This window comes from Prevotella heparinolytica (genome assembly GCF_002998535.1).
Classification (GTDB): domain Bacteria; phylum Bacteroidota; class Bacteroidia; order Bacteroidales; family Bacteroidaceae; genus Bacteroides; species Bacteroides heparinolyticus.
The window spans coordinates 1,133,882-1,149,378 of the sequence record NZ_CP027234.1 but is presented as its reverse complement, the minus strand read 5'-3'; the positions used below and the strand labels follow the sequence as shown (position 1 = coordinate 1,149,378).

Here is a 15,497-nt window from a genome sequence, read left to right as displayed (position 1 = left end):
ATCTAAATATTTTGTTTTACCATGAGAAAATACACAGGATTATTGGCTGCATTCACTTTTGCAGCAAGTGTGGGGCTTCAGGCACAGACCAATGAACTGGTGGTGCAGACCAAGAGAGTGGGGGCGGAAATCCAGCCTACCATGTACGGCCTCTTTTTTGAAGATATTAATTATGCCGCCGATGGCGGCTTGTATGCCGAACTCGTGAAGAACCGTTCGTTTGAGTTCCCGCAGAACCTGATGGGGTGGAAAAGTTTCGGAAAAGTCTCCTTGAAAGACGATGGCCCTTTTGAACGAAATCCGCATTATGTGCGTTTGGCCTATTCCGGCCATCCACACAAGCAGACAGGGCTGGATAACGAAGGATTCTTCGGTATTGGCGTGAAGCAAGGAGAGGAATATCGCTTCTCCGTATGGGCGCGCATTCCCGAAGGAGGAGAGGCTGGGAAGATTCGCGTGGAACTGGTGAACACCGCTTCGAAAGGAGAACGTCAGGCTTTTGCCACAGAAACACTGACGATAGATTCCAAAGAATGGAAAAAATATCAGGTGATGCTGAAACCGAATGTCACAGATGCAAAGGCAGTGCTTCGCATCTTCCTTGCTTCTCGGCCGACGGTAGATTTGGAGCATGTTTCCCTCTTTCCCACAGATACTTGGAAAGGACATGAAAACGGATTGCGGAAAGACCTGGCACAAGCCTTGGCCGACCTGAAACCGGGCATCTTCCGTTTTCCCGGCGGATGTATTGTGGAAGGAACGGATTTGGCTACCCGATATGACTGGAAAAAGTCGGTAGGTCCTGTGGAAAATCGTCCTCTGAACGAAAACCGTTGGCAATATACTTTCCCTCACCGTTTCTTTCCCGACTATTACCAAAGTTACGGTTTGGGATTCTATGAGTTCTTCTTGCTATCGGAAGAAATTGGTGCAGAGCCGCTTCCAGTGCTGAGCTGCGGCTTGTCTTGCCAGTTTCAGAATACCGATGCGGACGCTCATGTGGCGGTTTGCGACTTGGGCAGTTACATTCAGGATGCGCTCGATTTGATAGAATTTGCCAATGGTAGCATAGATAGTCCGTGGGGTAAGGTACGTGCCGAAATGGGACATCCGGCTTCCTTCAACCTGAAGTTTATCGGCATTGGCAACGAACAATGGGGCAAGGAATATCCCGAACATCTGGAACCGTTTATTGCCGCTATCCGCAAAGCTTATCCGCAGATGAAGATCGTGGGCAGTTCGGGCCCCGACTCCGAAGGGAAGCAGTTCGATTACCTCTGGCCGGAGATGAAGCGGTTGAAAGCCGATTTGGTGGACGAGCATTTCTATCGCCCCGAAACATGGTTCCTCAGTCAAGGAGCACGATATGATAACTATGACCGCAAAGGCCCGAAGGTTTTTGCCGGAGAATATGCCTGTCACGGCAAAGGAAAAAAATGGAACCATTTCCATGCTTCCTTGCTGGAAGCCGCTTTCATGACGGGGCTGGAACGTAATGCCGACATAGTGCACATGGCTACTTATGCGCCTCTGTTCGCGCATGTGGAAGGGTGGCAGTGGCGTCCGGACATGATTTGGTATGATAACTTGAATTCGGTACGAACGGCAAGCTACTATGTGCAGCAGCTTTACGCCCTCTATAAGGGTACGAATGTATTACCGCTCACTATGAACAAAGTGCCTGTTACGGGCGGTGAAGGGCAGAATGGCCTTTTTGCCAGTGCGGTATATGATAAACTGAAAGATGAAATCATCGTCAAGGTGGCGAATACTTCGGACAAGGCTCAGCCTTTGACATTGAAGTTCGACGGATGGAAGAAAAAAGAGGTGCTCTCTGCCGGACGTTGCATCAAGTTGGCATCTGCCGATCCGAATATGGACAATACGATTGGAAAGCCTTCGGCCGTTATACCTCGTGAATCGGATTTGCAGGTAAGCGGGCAAGTATTGAATGTGAATTTGGAACCGAAAACCTTTGCCGTTTATATCCTGAAGAAATTGTCATGAATCGTTTTATCGGATTTATATTGGGGATGGTGACTTTTATGCCGGCAGTTTCTAAAGAACTGTCGGCACAGAAAGATACTTCTTTTGTGGCACACGGGAATCCTATTGTGAAGCATAAATATACGGCCGACCCTGCAGCTTTGGTGCACGATGGCAAGATCTATCTCTATGCCGGACATGATGAATGTCCACCGGGAGCTGAGCATTATCTGCTCAACGAGTGGTGCGTGTTCTCCTCTTCGGATATGAAGACTTGGAAGGAACATCCCATACCGCTGAAAGCCAAAGACTTTGCATGGGCCAAGGGTGAGGCATGGGCAAGCCAGGTGATTGAACGAAATGGCAAGTTCTACTGGTATGTGACGGTAGAACATGCAACTGTGCCGGGCAAGTCTATCGGTGTGGCTGTCTCCGATTCGCCTGTCGGTCCGTTTGTCGATGCACGCGGTTCGGCCTTGATCACCAATGCAATGACTACGGAACGTAGCAAGAGTTTATGGGACGATATAGACCCTACTGTCTTTATTGATGAAGATGGGCAGGCTTATCTCTATTGGGGAAACAGTCAGTGCTATTATGCCAAATTAAAAGAAAATATGATAGAATTAGACGGTCCTGTTGTTCCGGTAGATTTACCTCGTTTTACGGAGGCACCGTGGGTGCATAAACGCAGTGACTGGTATTATCTGTCTTACGCCTCGGAATTTCCGGAGAAGATTTGTTATGCCATGAGCCGCAGCATCACGGGGCCATGGGAGTATAAAGGAATCCTGAATGAGTTGGCCGGTAACTCCAACACAAACCATCAAGCCATCATAGAGTTCAAAGGTGATTGGTATTTCATCTATCACAACGGCGGAATCAATCCCTTGGGCGGGAGCTTTCGCCGATCGGTTTGTATCGACCGTTTGTTCTATAATGAAGATGGAACCATGAAGCAGGTGAGAATGACCACGGAAGGGGTTTTCTGAAAAGAAAAATAGAGGTTGGTTGTTTTTGAGGGAAGGATTGTTTTTCAGGAATAAGAAAGTGGCGGAAGATATTCAAAATATCTTCCGCCACTTTCTTATTGCATGCCTTTGTTTATCTCACCAGAACGATGTCATAGTTTAATTCGCCTGCAGCCTCTTGCAACTCCTCATTGACAAGGCGTAAAGTACTGTCGTTCACTATAACGAAATAAATCGGAGTGTCGCTATCATCGGGAATCAGCTTAATGGCTGTCTTCTTTTCGTTATTGACGTCTTTCTGTATTACTTGTTTCTTGCCTTTGGAAGTGAAACTTTTATCTTTTCCGGCACCTTCGGCTTCCAGATAAGTGGTCTCTAATGTATATGTACCTTCTTCGGTAGAGTTTATATTGTCTAATTTCAATACATATTGAATGCCCGGACCATCGGCAGCAGGAAGTATGCCTTTGTAAACAACCTCGGCAGCTGCATTCTCGGTGACAGCCATTACTGTTTCGTTTGTAGAGGCAGAGTCATTGTTATTCGTTCCTTTTGACTTACAAGATATCAATGCAGCGGCAATGGCTGCAATCATCATTACTTTTTTCATGATTTTAATTGTTTAATCGTTTATAAATAGTTTAGTTAATATAACTTTCATAGTGCAAACTATGAATTGTTTTCTGAGACAAAAATAGTAATTTCTCGGTATTTATTATTAATATTGTCCCTTCGTTTAGGAAAAATAAACAATATCAAGATGAAAAAAAGAAGAATGTTAATGAGTGCGCTGTTGTTACTGTTTGTGGTAGCTGTGCAGGCGGTGCGTGTAGACACGGTATGTGTGAAAAGCACCTCTATGAATAAGGAAGTAGAAGTGGTGTATGTATTGCCGGATAAAGCAGTAGGAAAAACGGCCTGCCCTGTAGTTTATCTGTTGCATGGTTATAGCGGCAATGCCCGGAGTTGGATTCAGTTGAAGCCGGAATTATTGCAGATTGCAAATGAGAAAGGCATCATCTTTGTGTGTCCGGACGGGAAGAATAGTTGGTACTGGGATAGTCCTAAGAATGCCGCTTACCGGTATGAAACTTTTGTGTCGTCAGAGTTGGTGAAATATACCGACGAGCACTATGCCACCGTTCCGGCGAAGAAAGCACGTGCCATCACCGGTTTAAGCATGGGAGGGCATGGAGCTTTGTGGATTGCCATGCGACATAAAGAAATATTCGGTGCGGCAGGCAGCATGAGTGGAGGGGTGGATATCCGACCGTTTCCGCAGAACTGGGAAATGAGTAAACAACTGGGGGAGTTTGCCGCCAACAAAAAGGTTTGGGATGAGCATACGGTGGTCAACCAATTGGATAAGATAGAAAATGGCGACTTGGCGATGACCATTGATTGCGGTGAAGCCGATTTCTTCCTTGAGGTGAACAAGGATTTGCACAACCGGTTATTGGCGAGAAAGATAGATCATGATTTTACGATCCGCCCCGGTGGACATACCGGCCCATACTGGAACAATTCGATAGACTATCACATTCTTTTCTTCGAAAAGTTTTTCAAGAAGTGATTCGCTTCGTCGGTTTCCGTGCCTCCTTATCTGATGCGTACCGCTTGGCTTGCGCGACGTTCGATAGAGTTTGTTATTGTGATGACCTTTAATGCGGAACTTTGCTTCTTGTCGTCAGGCTTTATGCTTCCGTCGATTACTCCCAATGCGGTGCTCAACATTCGTTCTTCCGTATTGCCGAAAGGCAGGAATTGCTTGGGGGTATCGGTCTCGTCTACCGAAAATTCGGGAGTAAAGCCGGAAGCGTAGTCTGATTCTCCCTTGGAATTGTAGATTTGGCAGACAATGGGACTCATGGTTATTTTCAGCTCTTGACTGCTGAAAGTTAGAGAACCTACGTTTTTGCCTACAGTTGTACTACCGATAAGAACGACCTCCATATATGGTTGAAGACAGTTGATGACCATCTCGGAAGCAGAAGCTGTCTGGCTTCCGGTAAGAACGTAGAGCGTTTTCAAGTTCAGGTTTGCACCCTCTCCTATAAGGTCGGCATTGAGTTTAAAGGATACTTCTTTCGGATTGGTTCGGCTGTTGAATTCCAGATATCCCAAATCTTTGCCAAGAGCCGAAGAAGGAGCAAGCATGCTACACATCAGTTCGGCACAACTCAATAAGCCGCCATTATTGTAGCGCAAATCCAAGATAAATTCATTTACTTGCTGGTTGGCGAAGTTTCGGAAGACGTTGCGCAAATCGTTGTCGTACTCATGGGTGTTATTCGTGGCACCGGGGCTGAAATGGTTGTACACCAAGTAGCCTATCCGCTTGTTGTCTCTTATGTACGCATTATGATAGTGCACCGGATTGTCGTCGATTGAACGTGCCGCTGCTATTTGTCTCGGCTCTCCGTAGGCTACTATTGCTTTCTTCTCCGCATCATAATGGCCTATTGTCAGTTTCATGGCTGTACTTCCATAAAGCTTGTCGGAATTCTTTTGGGTAATGGGTTCTCCGTTTATCTTCATGATCCACTCTCCGCGTTGCAGTTTGATGTCCGAGGCAGGGCTGGCATTTGCAACATAGAGAATACGTGCATAGAGTGCCGTGTCATTTCCTTCTACACTTTCTGTAGAAAACTGAAATCCGTAGCTGTAGTCTGTATAAGGAATGCTGCGGGTGGTGGTAGGATTTGTAAGGCTATCAATGTGAGAATATTTGTCTTTCTTGGAAAGGAGGGAACCAAAGAATTTCTCGGGGGCAGTGAAGTAATTCAGTTTGTCGGTATGAGGAATTTCGTCGGCCCAATAATACCACACTCTCATTGAGTCGTCAATCCATCGGGTTGTCCGGGTCTGTTCGGCATATGCAGCCCAACGGTCTTCTCCGCAAGAGGAGAGATAGGAGGGAATAATCAGTACTCCCACGATATATATCAGTATGTTTTTAGCTTTCATGGCTGCAAAATTAGAAAATAGTTTGTTCATCTACCACAAATATGGTATAAAAATCCCTATCGTATGTCATTGTCTGCCGTGGCCAGCTTCGCTACCTTTGCAAAATCCGAATTGGAAACACATTATTTATCTAAATATACAAAACAATGGAAACGAAGAAATTACACTTTGAGACTTTGCAACTTCACGTAGGACAGGAACAGCCAGACCCGGCAACAGACGCTCGTGCGGTACCCATCTACCAGACCACTTCTTATGTGTTCCGTGATTCGGCTCACGCTGCTGCCCGTTTCGGTTTACAAGATCCGGGAAATATTTACGGACGGTTGACGAATTCCACGCAGGATGTTTTTGAAAAGCGTGTAGCTGCCTTAGAGGGTGGAGTTGCCGGATTGGCCGTGGCCTCCGGTGCGGCGGCCATCACGTATGCTTTTGAGAATATCACTCGTGCAGGCGACCATATTGTGGCTGCCAAAACCATTTATGGCGGTACTTATAACCTGCTGGCCCACACATTGCCTACTTATGGAATAACCACCACTTTTGTGGATCCGAGTGACTTGAATAATTTCGAGAAAGCCATACAGGAGAATACCAAAGCCGTATTTATTGAGACATTGGGAAATCCGCACAGTAATGTGATTGACATTAAAGCTGTGGCCGAAATAGCTCACCGTCATCAGATCCCTTTGATTATAGACAATACTTTCGGCACACCTTACCTGATTCGTCCCATTGAGCATGGTGCGGACATTGTAGTTCATTCGGCCACCAAGTTTATCGGTGGGCATGGAACTTCCTTGGGGGGTATCATCATAGACAGCGGAAGGTTTGACTGGGTTGCTTCCGGTAAATTCCCTCAACTGACGGAACCCGATCCGAGTTATCACGGGGTACGCTTCGTAGATGCTGCCGGTGCGGCTGCCTACGCCATTCGCATCCGGGCGGTATTGTTGCGCGATACCGGGGCGGCCATCAGCCCGTTCAACGCCTTTATCCTGCTGCAAGGGCTCGAAACACTGTCGCTTCGTGTAGAGCGCCATGTAGAGAATGCACTGAAAGTTGTTGATTTCTTAAAGAAACATCCTAAGGTAGCCACTGTAAACCATCCGTCTCTGCCCGAACATCCGGATCATGCACTTTATAAAGAATATTTTCCGAACGGAGCCGGTTCTATCTTTACTTTCGAGGTGAAGGGCGGTGTGAAAGAGGCACAGGCCTTTATCGATAATCTGCAGATTTTCTCCTTACTGGCCAATGTGGCAGATGTGAAATCACTGGTCATTCATCCTGCCACTACCACTCATTCTCAGCTGAATGAACAGGAACTGGTAGAGCAGGGCATCAAGCCGGGAACGGTTCGTCTTTCCATCGGAACGGAACATATCGATGATTTGCTGGACGACTTGTCGCAGGCTCTTGATAAAATTTGAGGAGGAACGAATCGAAATGATTGATAATAGAAACTGATTCGGGGTTTATAAATGAATATTGCGGTATTGTTATCAGGAGGTGTCGACAGTTCTGTTGTTGTACACCTCTTTTGCGAGCAAGGTTACCGTCCTTCTCTGTTTTACATTAAAATAGGGAAGGACGATACCGATTATATGGACTGTTCGGCAGAAGAGGATGTAGAGATGGCCTCGGCCATTGCCCGACGGTATGGACTACCTTTGGAGGTAGTGGATCTGCATCGCGAATATTGGGACAATGTAGCGGCTTATGCCATCAATAAGATAAAGTATGGGTTGACTCCTAATCCTGACGTGATGTGCAACAAGCTCATCAAGTTCGGTTGTTTTGAACAGCAAGTAGGAAAAGAGTTTGATTTTACGGCAACCGGGCATTATGCCACCACGTTGCTTCGAGATGGAAAGACTTGGTTGGGTACCGCCCTTGACCCTGTAAAAGACCAGACCGACTTTCTGGCTCAGATAGATTATCTGCAAGTCTCGAAACTGATGTTTCCATTGGGCGGACTGATGAAACAGGAGGTGCGCGACGTTGCATTAAAGGCCGGATTGCCCAGTGCCAAGCGTCGCGATAGTCAGGGCATCTGTTTCTTGGGGAAAATAGATTACAATGATTTTGTCCGTCGCTTTCTTGGTGAGCGGGAAGGGGATATCGTTGAATTGGAGACCGGTAAGAAGTTGGGCAGGCATCGGGGATATTGGTTTCATACCATTGGGCAGCGCAAAGGACTGGGGTTGAGTGGAGGCCCGTGGTTTGTTGTTCGCAAGGATGTCGATGAAAATGTGATTTACGTCTCCCGCGGATATGATACGGAGCTTCAGTATGGCAATGAGTTCGGCATGCGCGATTTCCATTTTATAACCGATAATCCTTGGAAAGACGTGCATAAAGAAGCGGATGTGACTTTCAAGATACGGCATACGCCGGAATTTATAAACGGACAGTTGCGGCGAGAAGCAGATGGCTATCGGATTGTTTCGGCAGAGAAGCTGCAAGGTATTGCACCGGGACAGTTTGGAGTGGTCTACGATGCCGCTTCCCGGTTTTGCATTGGCAGTGGGGAAATCTATATATAATATTCCACCAAGTCTACAATGCCTGCTTTCATGGCATACTTGGTGGCTTCGTGTGCATTGTTCACGTTCAATTTCCGGAAGATGTTCTTCCGGTGGCTGTTCACTGTATGGAAACTGAGGTTTCGTTCGGCTGCTATTTCTTTCGTTGTTTTTCCTAAGGCAACTTCTTTCAGGATACTGCGTTCGGCGGTAGTCAGCAAATCATCCTTAATGGACGGATGAGTGGGCGAGGAGACGGCATTACCCGAAAGCAACAGATTACTGACATGATTGCAGATAAAACGTTCCTTGCGCAAAGCGCATTGCAGTGCAGTTACTATTTCTTCCGTGGAGTTGTCTTTCAAAACTACCCCGAATGACATGCTGCTGAATAATATCTGCCTCAAGAACGGAACGCTCAGTTCATCTGAGAAAAGAAGCCAGTCTGCCCTTTTGAAGCGTTCGTGAAGAACAATCAATTCATCGGCTCCGGAAAAGTCGAAAAGGGTATAGTCCAATATAACAACTGCATCGGGATGCAAACGCAGCTGCTGTATCAGTTCTGCTTTGTTATCGGCTTCCAGCAATAAGGGTGTTTCCTTTTGCCGGCTCAACAGAAACATCATTCCGGCTTTGGTGATATCCTGATTGTCTGCAATGATAAATTCTCTCATGACCATTCGCATATAATAAACTTCGGTTGCAAATGTACGCTTTTTAAGTGATTTGCTGTGAAGTAAAGGTAGATAAAACGACTTTATTTGTTAGATTATTCTGCTAAGCGTCGGCCGGCATTTTTTATTTTGAAAAATATCATCAAATTTATCCTTGAAAGAGTGGAGGGAAAAAGGTGAGGGATGTTCACTTCTATATAGAGGGTACATCAGTCGTATACTGATGTAGGATCAGTCGTATACTGAAGGTACATCAGTCCTATACTGATCATACCCCCTCTCAGAAGTACTTCTCGCAAGGGTATATCTGTCTTTTAAATCATTTCCAAAAACGAATATTTGCCAATAAATAATTCTTACATATACGCATCTTTTGCATTCATTCGCATAATTACCTCTTTAAAAGACAGACGAAAATGGATTGACTTATACCATCTTTTGAAACTTCCCTGGTGTCATACCTGTCAGTCTTTTAAAATATTTGGAGAAAAACGAGGGATTGGGGAAATTGAGTTCCTCGGAAATCTGGAGGACACTTTTGCCACTGTAGCGCAGCTGTACTTTGGCCTGAGTGATGAGGGCACGGTCAATCCAATCCTTAGCGGTGACACCTCCGGTCTGACGAATGACTGTGCCGAGGTAACGCTCAGTGAGGCACATGCGATTGGCATAGTAGCTTATCCGGTGCTGTTCGTTACAGTGTTGGTTGACGAGCTGAATGAAGCGGTCGAAGATGGTCTGCTCGCGCGAGCGGGTGGCGGCCAGATGATCAGCTTGCTGATGGAACAGACGGTCGTAGTGGTGCATCAGTGCTGCAACGAGGGCAGAAGCGGTGGGACGATGATAGTTCTTTTGGTGGATGAGCTGCCAAAGAGTGTCAAGAATATGACGGGCAGTCTGAAAGTCGTCGGCGCAAGCAGGCAACTGGAAATCGCGTACTTGTCCGTTGAAGGCAGAAGGATACTGCTCTGGGGTAAAAGGCATGGGGAAGTCGGTAAAGAGTCCGATGCCCATAATCTCAAGGTCGTCAGAGAAGTGGATAGGATTGATAATGGTTCCCGGCCCAAGGTAGATTAGTGTACCGGCAGTCAGGTGGCGGTTTACGAGATTGAGGTTCACGTTGCCTTCGCCGCAGATGATGATGCCCAGGCGGTGGTCGTTGATGACGAAAAGTGGCGATTGCTGCTGAATCAGATGAAGCACTGACGGATTGCTGTGAATCATTGCCAGTTCGTTACTGAAGTAAGCATGTTCACGGATTTGTGCAAAGTTTGTGGAAAAGATGTCGCGCATTTGCGACACATCCAACAGTTTGGGTGCTTGTTTAGGCAAGCACCTTTTTGAGGCGAGTGTTTTGTTCATGTTCTTGCCTGTTTTTGCTACAAAGATAATAATTCTCCAATAAGAATGCTCTATATGGGTGGAAATCGTACAAAAAGAGTATTTCACCATTTCGTTGGGTAGCAATGGTTTGCTGAAATCACCGCATCTTTGAAGCAGAATGTTTGAAATAGTAAAATTATGAGAAGAGTAGTATTAAGTCTTTTTTTTATCATTTTTCATTCAGTCTTCGTCGTGGCACAATCTCTTGAGGAGTGCCAGTGGGCAGCGGAGCAGAACTATCCGCTGATAAACCGGTACGATCTTATTGAGAAGACTACAGACTTGACGGTCTCTAACATTGGGAAAGGCTGGTTGCCGCAGATTTCGGCTTCGGGTCAGGTCACTTATCAGACTGATGTAGCCGGTTTCCCGGAACAGTTTCAGAAGCTCTACCAACAGATGGGACTTGATATGAAAGGCTTGAAGAAAGACCAGTATCGCTTGAGTATCAGTATCAACCAGATGTTGTTTGACGGCGGTGCTGTCAGTAGCCAGAGAAAAATTGCCCGCGAGCAGGACAAGGTGCAGGCAGCCCAGACGGAGGTGGAGCTTTATAATGTTCGCAAGCGTGTGAACGAGATGTATTTCTCACTGCTTCTGATTGAAGACCGGATTCGATTGAACAAAGACGTTCAGGAATTGCTGAGTGACAATGAGAAAAAGCTCACTTCGATGGTGAAGTGCGGTACAGCGGCAGAGAGTGACTTGCAAAATGTGAAGGCCGAGCGACTGAACGCGATTCAGCAGATGACTAATCTGGAGTCGCAGAAACGGATACTTCAGACGATGCTTTCCACCTTTTGTGGCATCGAGATTAAGAAGGTGCTGAAACCAACCATTGCAGAGATTAATGGCACAAACAATCGACCCGAGATGCGACTATTTGATGCACAACTCCGTCTGGCTGATGCTCAGGAAAAGGCTTTAGATTCGGCTCTGATGCCCAAACTTGGCCTATTCGCACAAGGATTCTATGGCTATCCCGGCCAGAATATGTTCGACGACATGATGAAACGCAACTGGTCGTGGAATGGCATGATTGGTGCTCGTCTGACATGGAACATCGGAGTGTTCTATACTCGCAAGAACGATAAGGCGAAGATTCAGTTGCAGCGCGACCTGACAGAGAACAGCCGCGATGTGTTTCTCTTCAACAACAATCTGGAGCAGATTCAGCAGAATGAGAATATCGCACGCTACAAGAAGCTGATGGCCGATGATGACGAGATTATCTCGCTGCGTACTGCCGTTCGCAAGGCTTCCGAGTCAAAACTCTCGCATGGTATCATCGACGTAAACGATCTGGTGCGTGAAATCAATCAGGAGAATGCGGCACGAGTGCAGCAGTCAATGCACGAAATAGAAATGTTGAAACAAATTTACGATAACAAATTCACAACCAATAATTAGAATCAGTTTGGAGTTTCTTCAATCTCGCAGAAGAAAGCTAAAATGAATTCAAAACAGATTCTTAATTCAAGATCAAAACAATGCGATTATGAAAAAAAAGATTAAGAGAACGCAGAGCAGCTTTGCCGAGCATAAGAACTTTCGTTTGGAAGGCAAAAAAATATTTGTACTGGCAAGTACGACGTTGATGATGGCCGCTTGCGGAAACAGCGGTAAAGAGTTTGATGCTACCGGCACGTTCGAGGCTACAGAAACTACCGTTTTTGCTGAACAGAATGGTGTATTGCTGAACTTTAGCGTCAGCGAGGGAGAAAATATCGAGACCGGTGCTGAGGTGGGACTCATTGACACCACGCAGATATGGCTGAGGATTCAGCAGCTTAGGGCAACGAAGGAAGTGTATCAAAGCCAAAAGCCGGATATGGAAGCGCAGATTGCCACCACTCGCCAGCAACTGACAAAGGCTCGGCAGGAGCAGCAGCGTTATAAGGAATTGGTGGCTGACGGAGCAGCTCCGAGTAAGATGCTGGACGACGCTATGAGTCAGGTGCAGGTGCTCTGGAAGCAGCTCATCGCCCAGCAGTCGGCTCTGGCAACCAACATACGGTCGCTTGACATGCAGATGGCTGCTACCGATGTGCAGGTGGAGCTGCTTTACGATCAGTTGCGTAAGTGTCACGTGGTGACGCCCACCAAGGGCACGGTATTGGAGAAATATGTGGAACGTGGCGAGTTCGTGGTTATAGGTAAACCGCTCTTCAAGATTGCTGATATTCAGGATATGTATATGCGTGCTTACATCACTTCAGTTCAGCTTCGGAACATCAAGTTGGGACAGAAGGTGAAGGTTTTCGCAGACTATGGCAACAGACAGAAGAAGGAGTATGACGGAATCATCTTATGGATTTCAGCTCGTTCGGAATTTACGCCCAAGACCATCCTCACCGACGATGAGCGTGCCGACTTGGTGTATGCCGTGAAGGTGGCCATCAAGAATGACGGATTTGCAAAAATAGGAATGTACGGAGAGGTGAAATTCTAATTGATAATTATGAACGCCATTGAAGTTAAGAATATCAGTAAGAGCTATGGGGCAGTGAAAGCACTTGACGATGTGTCGTTCTCTGTCAGCAAAGGGGAAATCTTTGGTTTGATAGGTCCAGATGGTGCAGGCAAGACGTCGATGTATCGCATTCTCTGTTCGCTGTTGCTACCGGATACGGGGACAGCCACGGTTGATGGTTTCGATGTGTTCAGTCAGATGACAGAAATCCGCCGTCGCGTGGGCTACATGCCTGGCAAGTTCTCACTCTATCAGGATCTGACCGTGAAGGAGAATCTGGAGTTCTTCGCCACTCTCTTCGATACTACCGTCGAGGAGGGGTACGACAGCATCAAGGCCATCTACTCGCAGATAGAACGGTTCAAGGACCGCCGTGCAGGAGCACTCTCCGGCGGTATGAAACAGAAACTGGCTTTGAGCTGTGCCTTGGTGCATAAGCCAAGCGTTCTGTTCCTTGACGAACCGACGACAGGCGTAGACCCCGTCAGCAGGAAAGATTTTTGGGAGATGCTGGCCATGCTGAAGGAGTATAACATCACTATCGTGGCTTCCACACCCTATCTTGACGAGGTGCTCTGTTGTGAATGCGTGGCCTTCCTTGATCATGGAAAACTTTGCGGCATCGACACGCCCGGGGTGATTCTTGACAGATTCAAGGAAGTCTTCAACCCTCCCGGTATTGAGCATGAGAAGGCTGTTGAGACTAAGAGTGAAAATGTCATTGAGGTGGAACACTTGGTAAAGGCTTTCGGTAACTTCCATGCTGTCGATGATATCAGCTTTACAGTCAAGAAAGGCGAAATATTCGGTTTTCTTGGAGCCAACGGTGCGGGTAAGACGACCGCCATGCACATGCTGATAGGCCTGAACCAACCTACCGCTGGCATTGGCCGCGTCGTGGGCTATGATATTCGCACGGAATACGAGCAGATAAAGAAGCGCATCGGTTACATGTCGCAGAAATTTTCGCTTTATGAAGATTTGACAGTGGCAGAAAATATCCGGCTGTTTGCAGGAATTTACGGTATGGACGATGAGGCAATTGCCCGGAAGACCGATGAACTATTGGAACGCCTGCGTTTTGCGGACCATAAGAACACTCTCGTTGCTTTGTTACCCTTAGGATGGAAACAGAAGCTCGCCTTCTCCGTTTCCATTTTCCACGAGCCGGGTATTGTGTTCCTCGATGAGCCTACGGGCGGTGTTGATCCCGCCACTCGCCGACAATTTTGGGAACTGATTTACGACACGGCTGAGCGCGGTATTACGGTCTTCGTGACCACCCACTATATGGACGAGGCCGAATATTGCGACCGCATCTCCATCATGGTCGACGGCAAAATCAAGGCCATCGGTACACCCGGCGCCTTGAAACAAGAATTCAATCAACCCGATATGAACCATGTATTTACCTATCTGGCAAAGCAGGCAACCCGTTCAAGCGATTAAGTATGAAACTATTTCTATCATTCATACATAATAAAAGAAACAAAGCATATTCTGCGCGACAAGCGGACGATGTTGATGCTTTTTGGTATGCCATTGGTGATGATGTTGCTTTTCGGCTTTGCCATCACCAACGATGTGAGGAATGTGCGCACAGTGGTGGTGATGGCCAACAGCGACCAAGCGACACAGGCTGCCGTTGAACGGCTTTCGCAGTCAGAGTATTTCATTATCGTAGAAATCGTCAGTACACCGCAGGAGGCAGAGCGCATCATCCGCAATCAGAAAGCGGATATGGCGGTGGTGTTCAGTTCTAAGTTCGCCAGCAAAAAGAACGGCGTACAGTTCATTGTTGACGGTGCAGACCCCAACATGGCGCAGCAGTGGACAAACTACGCGACGCAGGTGCTGCTTAACCCTGCCGGCGGACTTGTGAACGCGAAGATGCTCTACAATCCCCGGATCAAGTCGGCCTACAACTTCGTGCCTGCCATCATGGGTATGCTGCTGATGCTGGTGTGCGCCATAATGACCTCGATATCGATTGTCCGCGAGAAGGAAAGGGGAACGATGGAGGTGCTGCTCGTTTCACCCGCGAAGCCACTGATAATCATTATCTCCAAGGCGATACCTTATCTGGTGCTGGCTTTCGTCATCCTCATCATTATCCTATTCATGGCGCGGTTTGTGTTAGGCGTACCGCTGGTGGGTTCGTTGTTTTGGATATTCTTCATTTCCACGGTGTATATCCTGCTGGCACTTTCGCTGGGACTGCTGGTGTCGAATGTGGCACAGACGCAGATTGTGGCGTTGCTCATATCGGCCATGGTGCTCTTGATGCCCATTGTGATGCTTTCGGGCATGATCTTTCCCGTGGAGTCAATGCCCGGGATACTGCAATGGGTGTCAGCCATCATCCCCACGCGTTACTACATCTCGGCCATGCGCAAGATGATGATCATGGGTGTGGGCATCAAGCAGGTGTTTTCTGAACTGGTCATCCTTTCAACCATGCTCGTTGTCCTGCTGTCGCTGTCGCTTGTAAAGTTTAACAAACGCTTAGATTAAT

At 47.1% G+C, this 15,497-nt stretch carries 13 protein-coding genes; 9 read left to right on the top strand and 4 right to left on the bottom strand.

Going from position 1 to position 15,497, the window contains the following annotated elements; genetic code table 11:
• Nucleotides 1-21 precede the first annotated feature (21 nt).
• Together C3V43_RS04785 and C3V43_RS04780 are read left to right on the top strand one after the other, a co-directional pair.
• Nucleotides 22-2,007: an alpha-L-arabinofuranosidase family protein gene (locus C3V43_RS04785; protein ID WP_106068815.1), complete on the top strand. Its 1,986-nt coding sequence runs from the start codon at nucleotides 22-24 to the stop codon at nucleotides 2,005-2,007.
• Nucleotides 2,004-2,978: a glycoside hydrolase family 43 protein gene (locus tag C3V43_RS04780; protein WP_106068814.1), complete on the top strand. Its 975-nt coding sequence runs from the start codon at nucleotides 2,004-2,006 to the stop codon at nucleotides 2,976-2,978. The genes C3V43_RS04785 and C3V43_RS04780 overlap by 4 nt, the downstream gene beginning before the upstream one ends.
• 112 nt (nucleotides 2,979-3,090) lie before the next feature.
• Here the strand turns inward: C3V43_RS04780 and C3V43_RS04775 are convergent, their stop codons facing one another.
• Nucleotides 3,091-3,567 (bottom strand): copper resistance protein NlpE N-terminal domain-containing protein, encoded by a 477-nt coding sequence (locus C3V43_RS04775; protein WP_106068813.1) that lies wholly within the window; start codon nucleotides 3,565-3,567, stop codon nucleotides 3,091-3,093.
• A 150-nt stretch (nucleotides 3,568-3,717) separates the two neighbouring features.
• On the opposite strand from C3V43_RS04775, the gene C3V43_RS04770 reads away from it, so the two are divergent.
• Nucleotides 3,718-4,530 (top strand): alpha/beta hydrolase, encoded by an 813-nt coding sequence (locus tag C3V43_RS04770; protein WP_106068812.1) that lies wholly within the window; start codon nucleotides 3,718-3,720, stop codon nucleotides 4,528-4,530.
• Between the two features lie 26 nt (nucleotides 4,531-4,556).
• Here C3V43_RS04770 and C3V43_RS04765 read toward each other — a convergent pair whose 3' ends face one another.
• Nucleotides 4,557-5,954, bottom strand: coding sequence for a S41 family peptidase (locus tag C3V43_RS04765; protein ID WP_235655884.1), 1,398 nt, complete (start codon nucleotides 5,952-5,954; stop codon nucleotides 4,557-4,559).
• Between the two features lie 116 nt (nucleotides 5,955-6,070).
• Between C3V43_RS04765 and C3V43_RS04760 the strand changes: the two genes are divergently transcribed.
• Nucleotides 6,071-7,357: an O-acetylhomoserine aminocarboxypropyltransferase/cysteine synthase family protein gene (locus C3V43_RS04760; protein ID WP_106068811.1), complete on the top strand. Its 1,287-nt coding sequence runs from the start codon at nucleotides 6,071-6,073 to the stop codon at nucleotides 7,355-7,357.
• Between the two features lie 51 nt (nucleotides 7,358-7,408).
• Nucleotides 7,409-8,473 (top strand): tRNA 2-thiouridine(34) synthase MnmA, encoded by a 1,065-nt coding sequence (mnmA, locus tag C3V43_RS04755; protein ID WP_106068810.1) that lies wholly within the window; start codon nucleotides 7,409-7,411, stop codon nucleotides 8,471-8,473.
• Here the strand turns inward: mnmA and C3V43_RS04750 are convergent.
• Nucleotides 8,464-9,126 (bottom strand): response regulator transcription factor, encoded by a 663-nt coding sequence (locus C3V43_RS04750; protein WP_106070469.1) that lies wholly within the window; start codon nucleotides 9,124-9,126, stop codon nucleotides 8,464-8,466. The genes mnmA and C3V43_RS04750 overlap by 10 nt on opposite strands.
• A 426-nt stretch (nucleotides 9,127-9,552) precedes the next feature.
• Nucleotides 9,553-10,488 carry a helix-turn-helix domain-containing protein gene (locus C3V43_RS04745; protein ID WP_164996216.1) on the bottom strand — a complete coding sequence of 312 codons (936 nt, stop codon included), beginning with the start codon at nucleotides 10,486-10,488 and terminating at the stop codon, nucleotides 9,553-9,555.
• A 159-nt stretch (nucleotides 10,489-10,647) separates the two neighbouring features.
• On the opposite strand from C3V43_RS04745, the gene C3V43_RS04740 reads away from it, so the two are divergent.
• The 4 genes from C3V43_RS04740 to C3V43_RS04725 all read left to right on the top strand — a co-directional run bounded on the left by C3V43_RS04740 (nucleotide 10,648) and on the right by C3V43_RS04725 (nucleotide 15,496).
• Complete coding sequence (locus C3V43_RS04740; RefSeq protein ID WP_106068808.1) at nucleotides 10,648-11,919, top strand: TolC family protein; 1,272 nt, start codon at nucleotides 10,648-10,650, stop codon at nucleotides 11,917-11,919.
• Between the two features lie 190 nt (nucleotides 11,920-12,109).
• The gene (locus C3V43_RS04735; RefSeq protein ID WP_174704394.1) at nucleotides 12,110-12,961 is read left to right on the top strand and encodes an HlyD family secretion protein; all 852 of its coding nucleotides are present in this window, start codon (nucleotides 12,110-12,112) and stop codon (nucleotides 12,959-12,961) included.
• Nucleotides 12,962-12,970: 9 nt separating this feature from the next.
• Nucleotides 12,971-14,431 (top strand): ATP-binding cassette domain-containing protein, encoded by a 1,461-nt coding sequence (locus C3V43_RS04730; RefSeq protein ID WP_106070467.1) that lies wholly within the window; start codon nucleotides 12,971-12,973, stop codon nucleotides 14,429-14,431.
• Between the two features lie 69 nt (nucleotides 14,432-14,500).
• Nucleotides 14,501-15,496 (top strand): ABC transporter permease, encoded by a 996-nt coding sequence (locus C3V43_RS04725; RefSeq protein ID WP_106068807.1) that lies wholly within the window; start codon nucleotides 14,501-14,503, stop codon nucleotides 15,494-15,496.
• The last annotated feature ends 1 nt before the right edge of the window (nucleotide 15,497 follow it).

Coding starts and splice junctions, on each gene's coding strand:
- C3V43_RS04785 (WP_106068815.1), top strand. CDS start 22: ATGAGAAAATACACAGGATTATTGGCTGCATTCACTTTTGCAGCAAGT.
- C3V43_RS04780 (WP_106068814.1), top strand. CDS start 2,004: ATGAATCGTTTTATCGGATTTATATTGGGGATGGTGACTTTTATGCCG.
- C3V43_RS04775 (WP_106068813.1), bottom strand. CDS start 3,567: ATGAAAAAAGTAATGATGATTGCAGCCATTGCCGCTGCATTGATATCT.
- C3V43_RS04770 (WP_106068812.1), top strand. CDS start 3,718: ATGAAAAAAAGAAGAATGTTAATGAGTGCGCTGTTGTTACTGTTTGTG.
- C3V43_RS04765 (WP_235655884.1), bottom strand. CDS start 5,954: ATGAACAAACTATTTTCTAATTTTGCAGCCATGAAAGCTAAAAACATA.
- C3V43_RS04760 (WP_106068811.1), top strand. CDS start 6,071: ATGGAAACGAAGAAATTACACTTTGAGACTTTGCAACTTCACGTAGGA.
- mnmA (WP_106068810.1), top strand. CDS start 7,409: ATGAATATTGCGGTATTGTTATCAGGAGGTGTCGACAGTTCTGTTGTT.
- C3V43_RS04750 (WP_106070469.1), bottom strand. CDS start 9,126: ATGAGAGAATTTATCATTGCAGACAATCAGGATATCACCAAAGCCGGA.
- C3V43_RS04745 (WP_164996216.1), bottom strand. CDS start 10,488: ATGAACAAAACACTCGCCTCAAAAAGGTGCTTGCCTAAACAAGCACCC.
- C3V43_RS04740 (WP_106068808.1), top strand. CDS start 10,648: ATGAGAAGAGTAGTATTAAGTCTTTTTTTTATCATTTTTCATTCAGTC.
- C3V43_RS04735 (WP_174704394.1), top strand. CDS start 12,110: ATGGCCGCTTGCGGAAACAGCGGTAAAGAGTTTGATGCTACCGGCACG.
- C3V43_RS04730 (WP_106070467.1), top strand. CDS start 12,971: ATGAACGCCATTGAAGTTAAGAATATCAGTAAGAGCTATGGGGCAGTG.
- C3V43_RS04725 (WP_106068807.1), top strand. CDS start 14,501: ATGTTGATGCTTTTTGGTATGCCATTGGTGATGATGTTGCTTTTCGGC.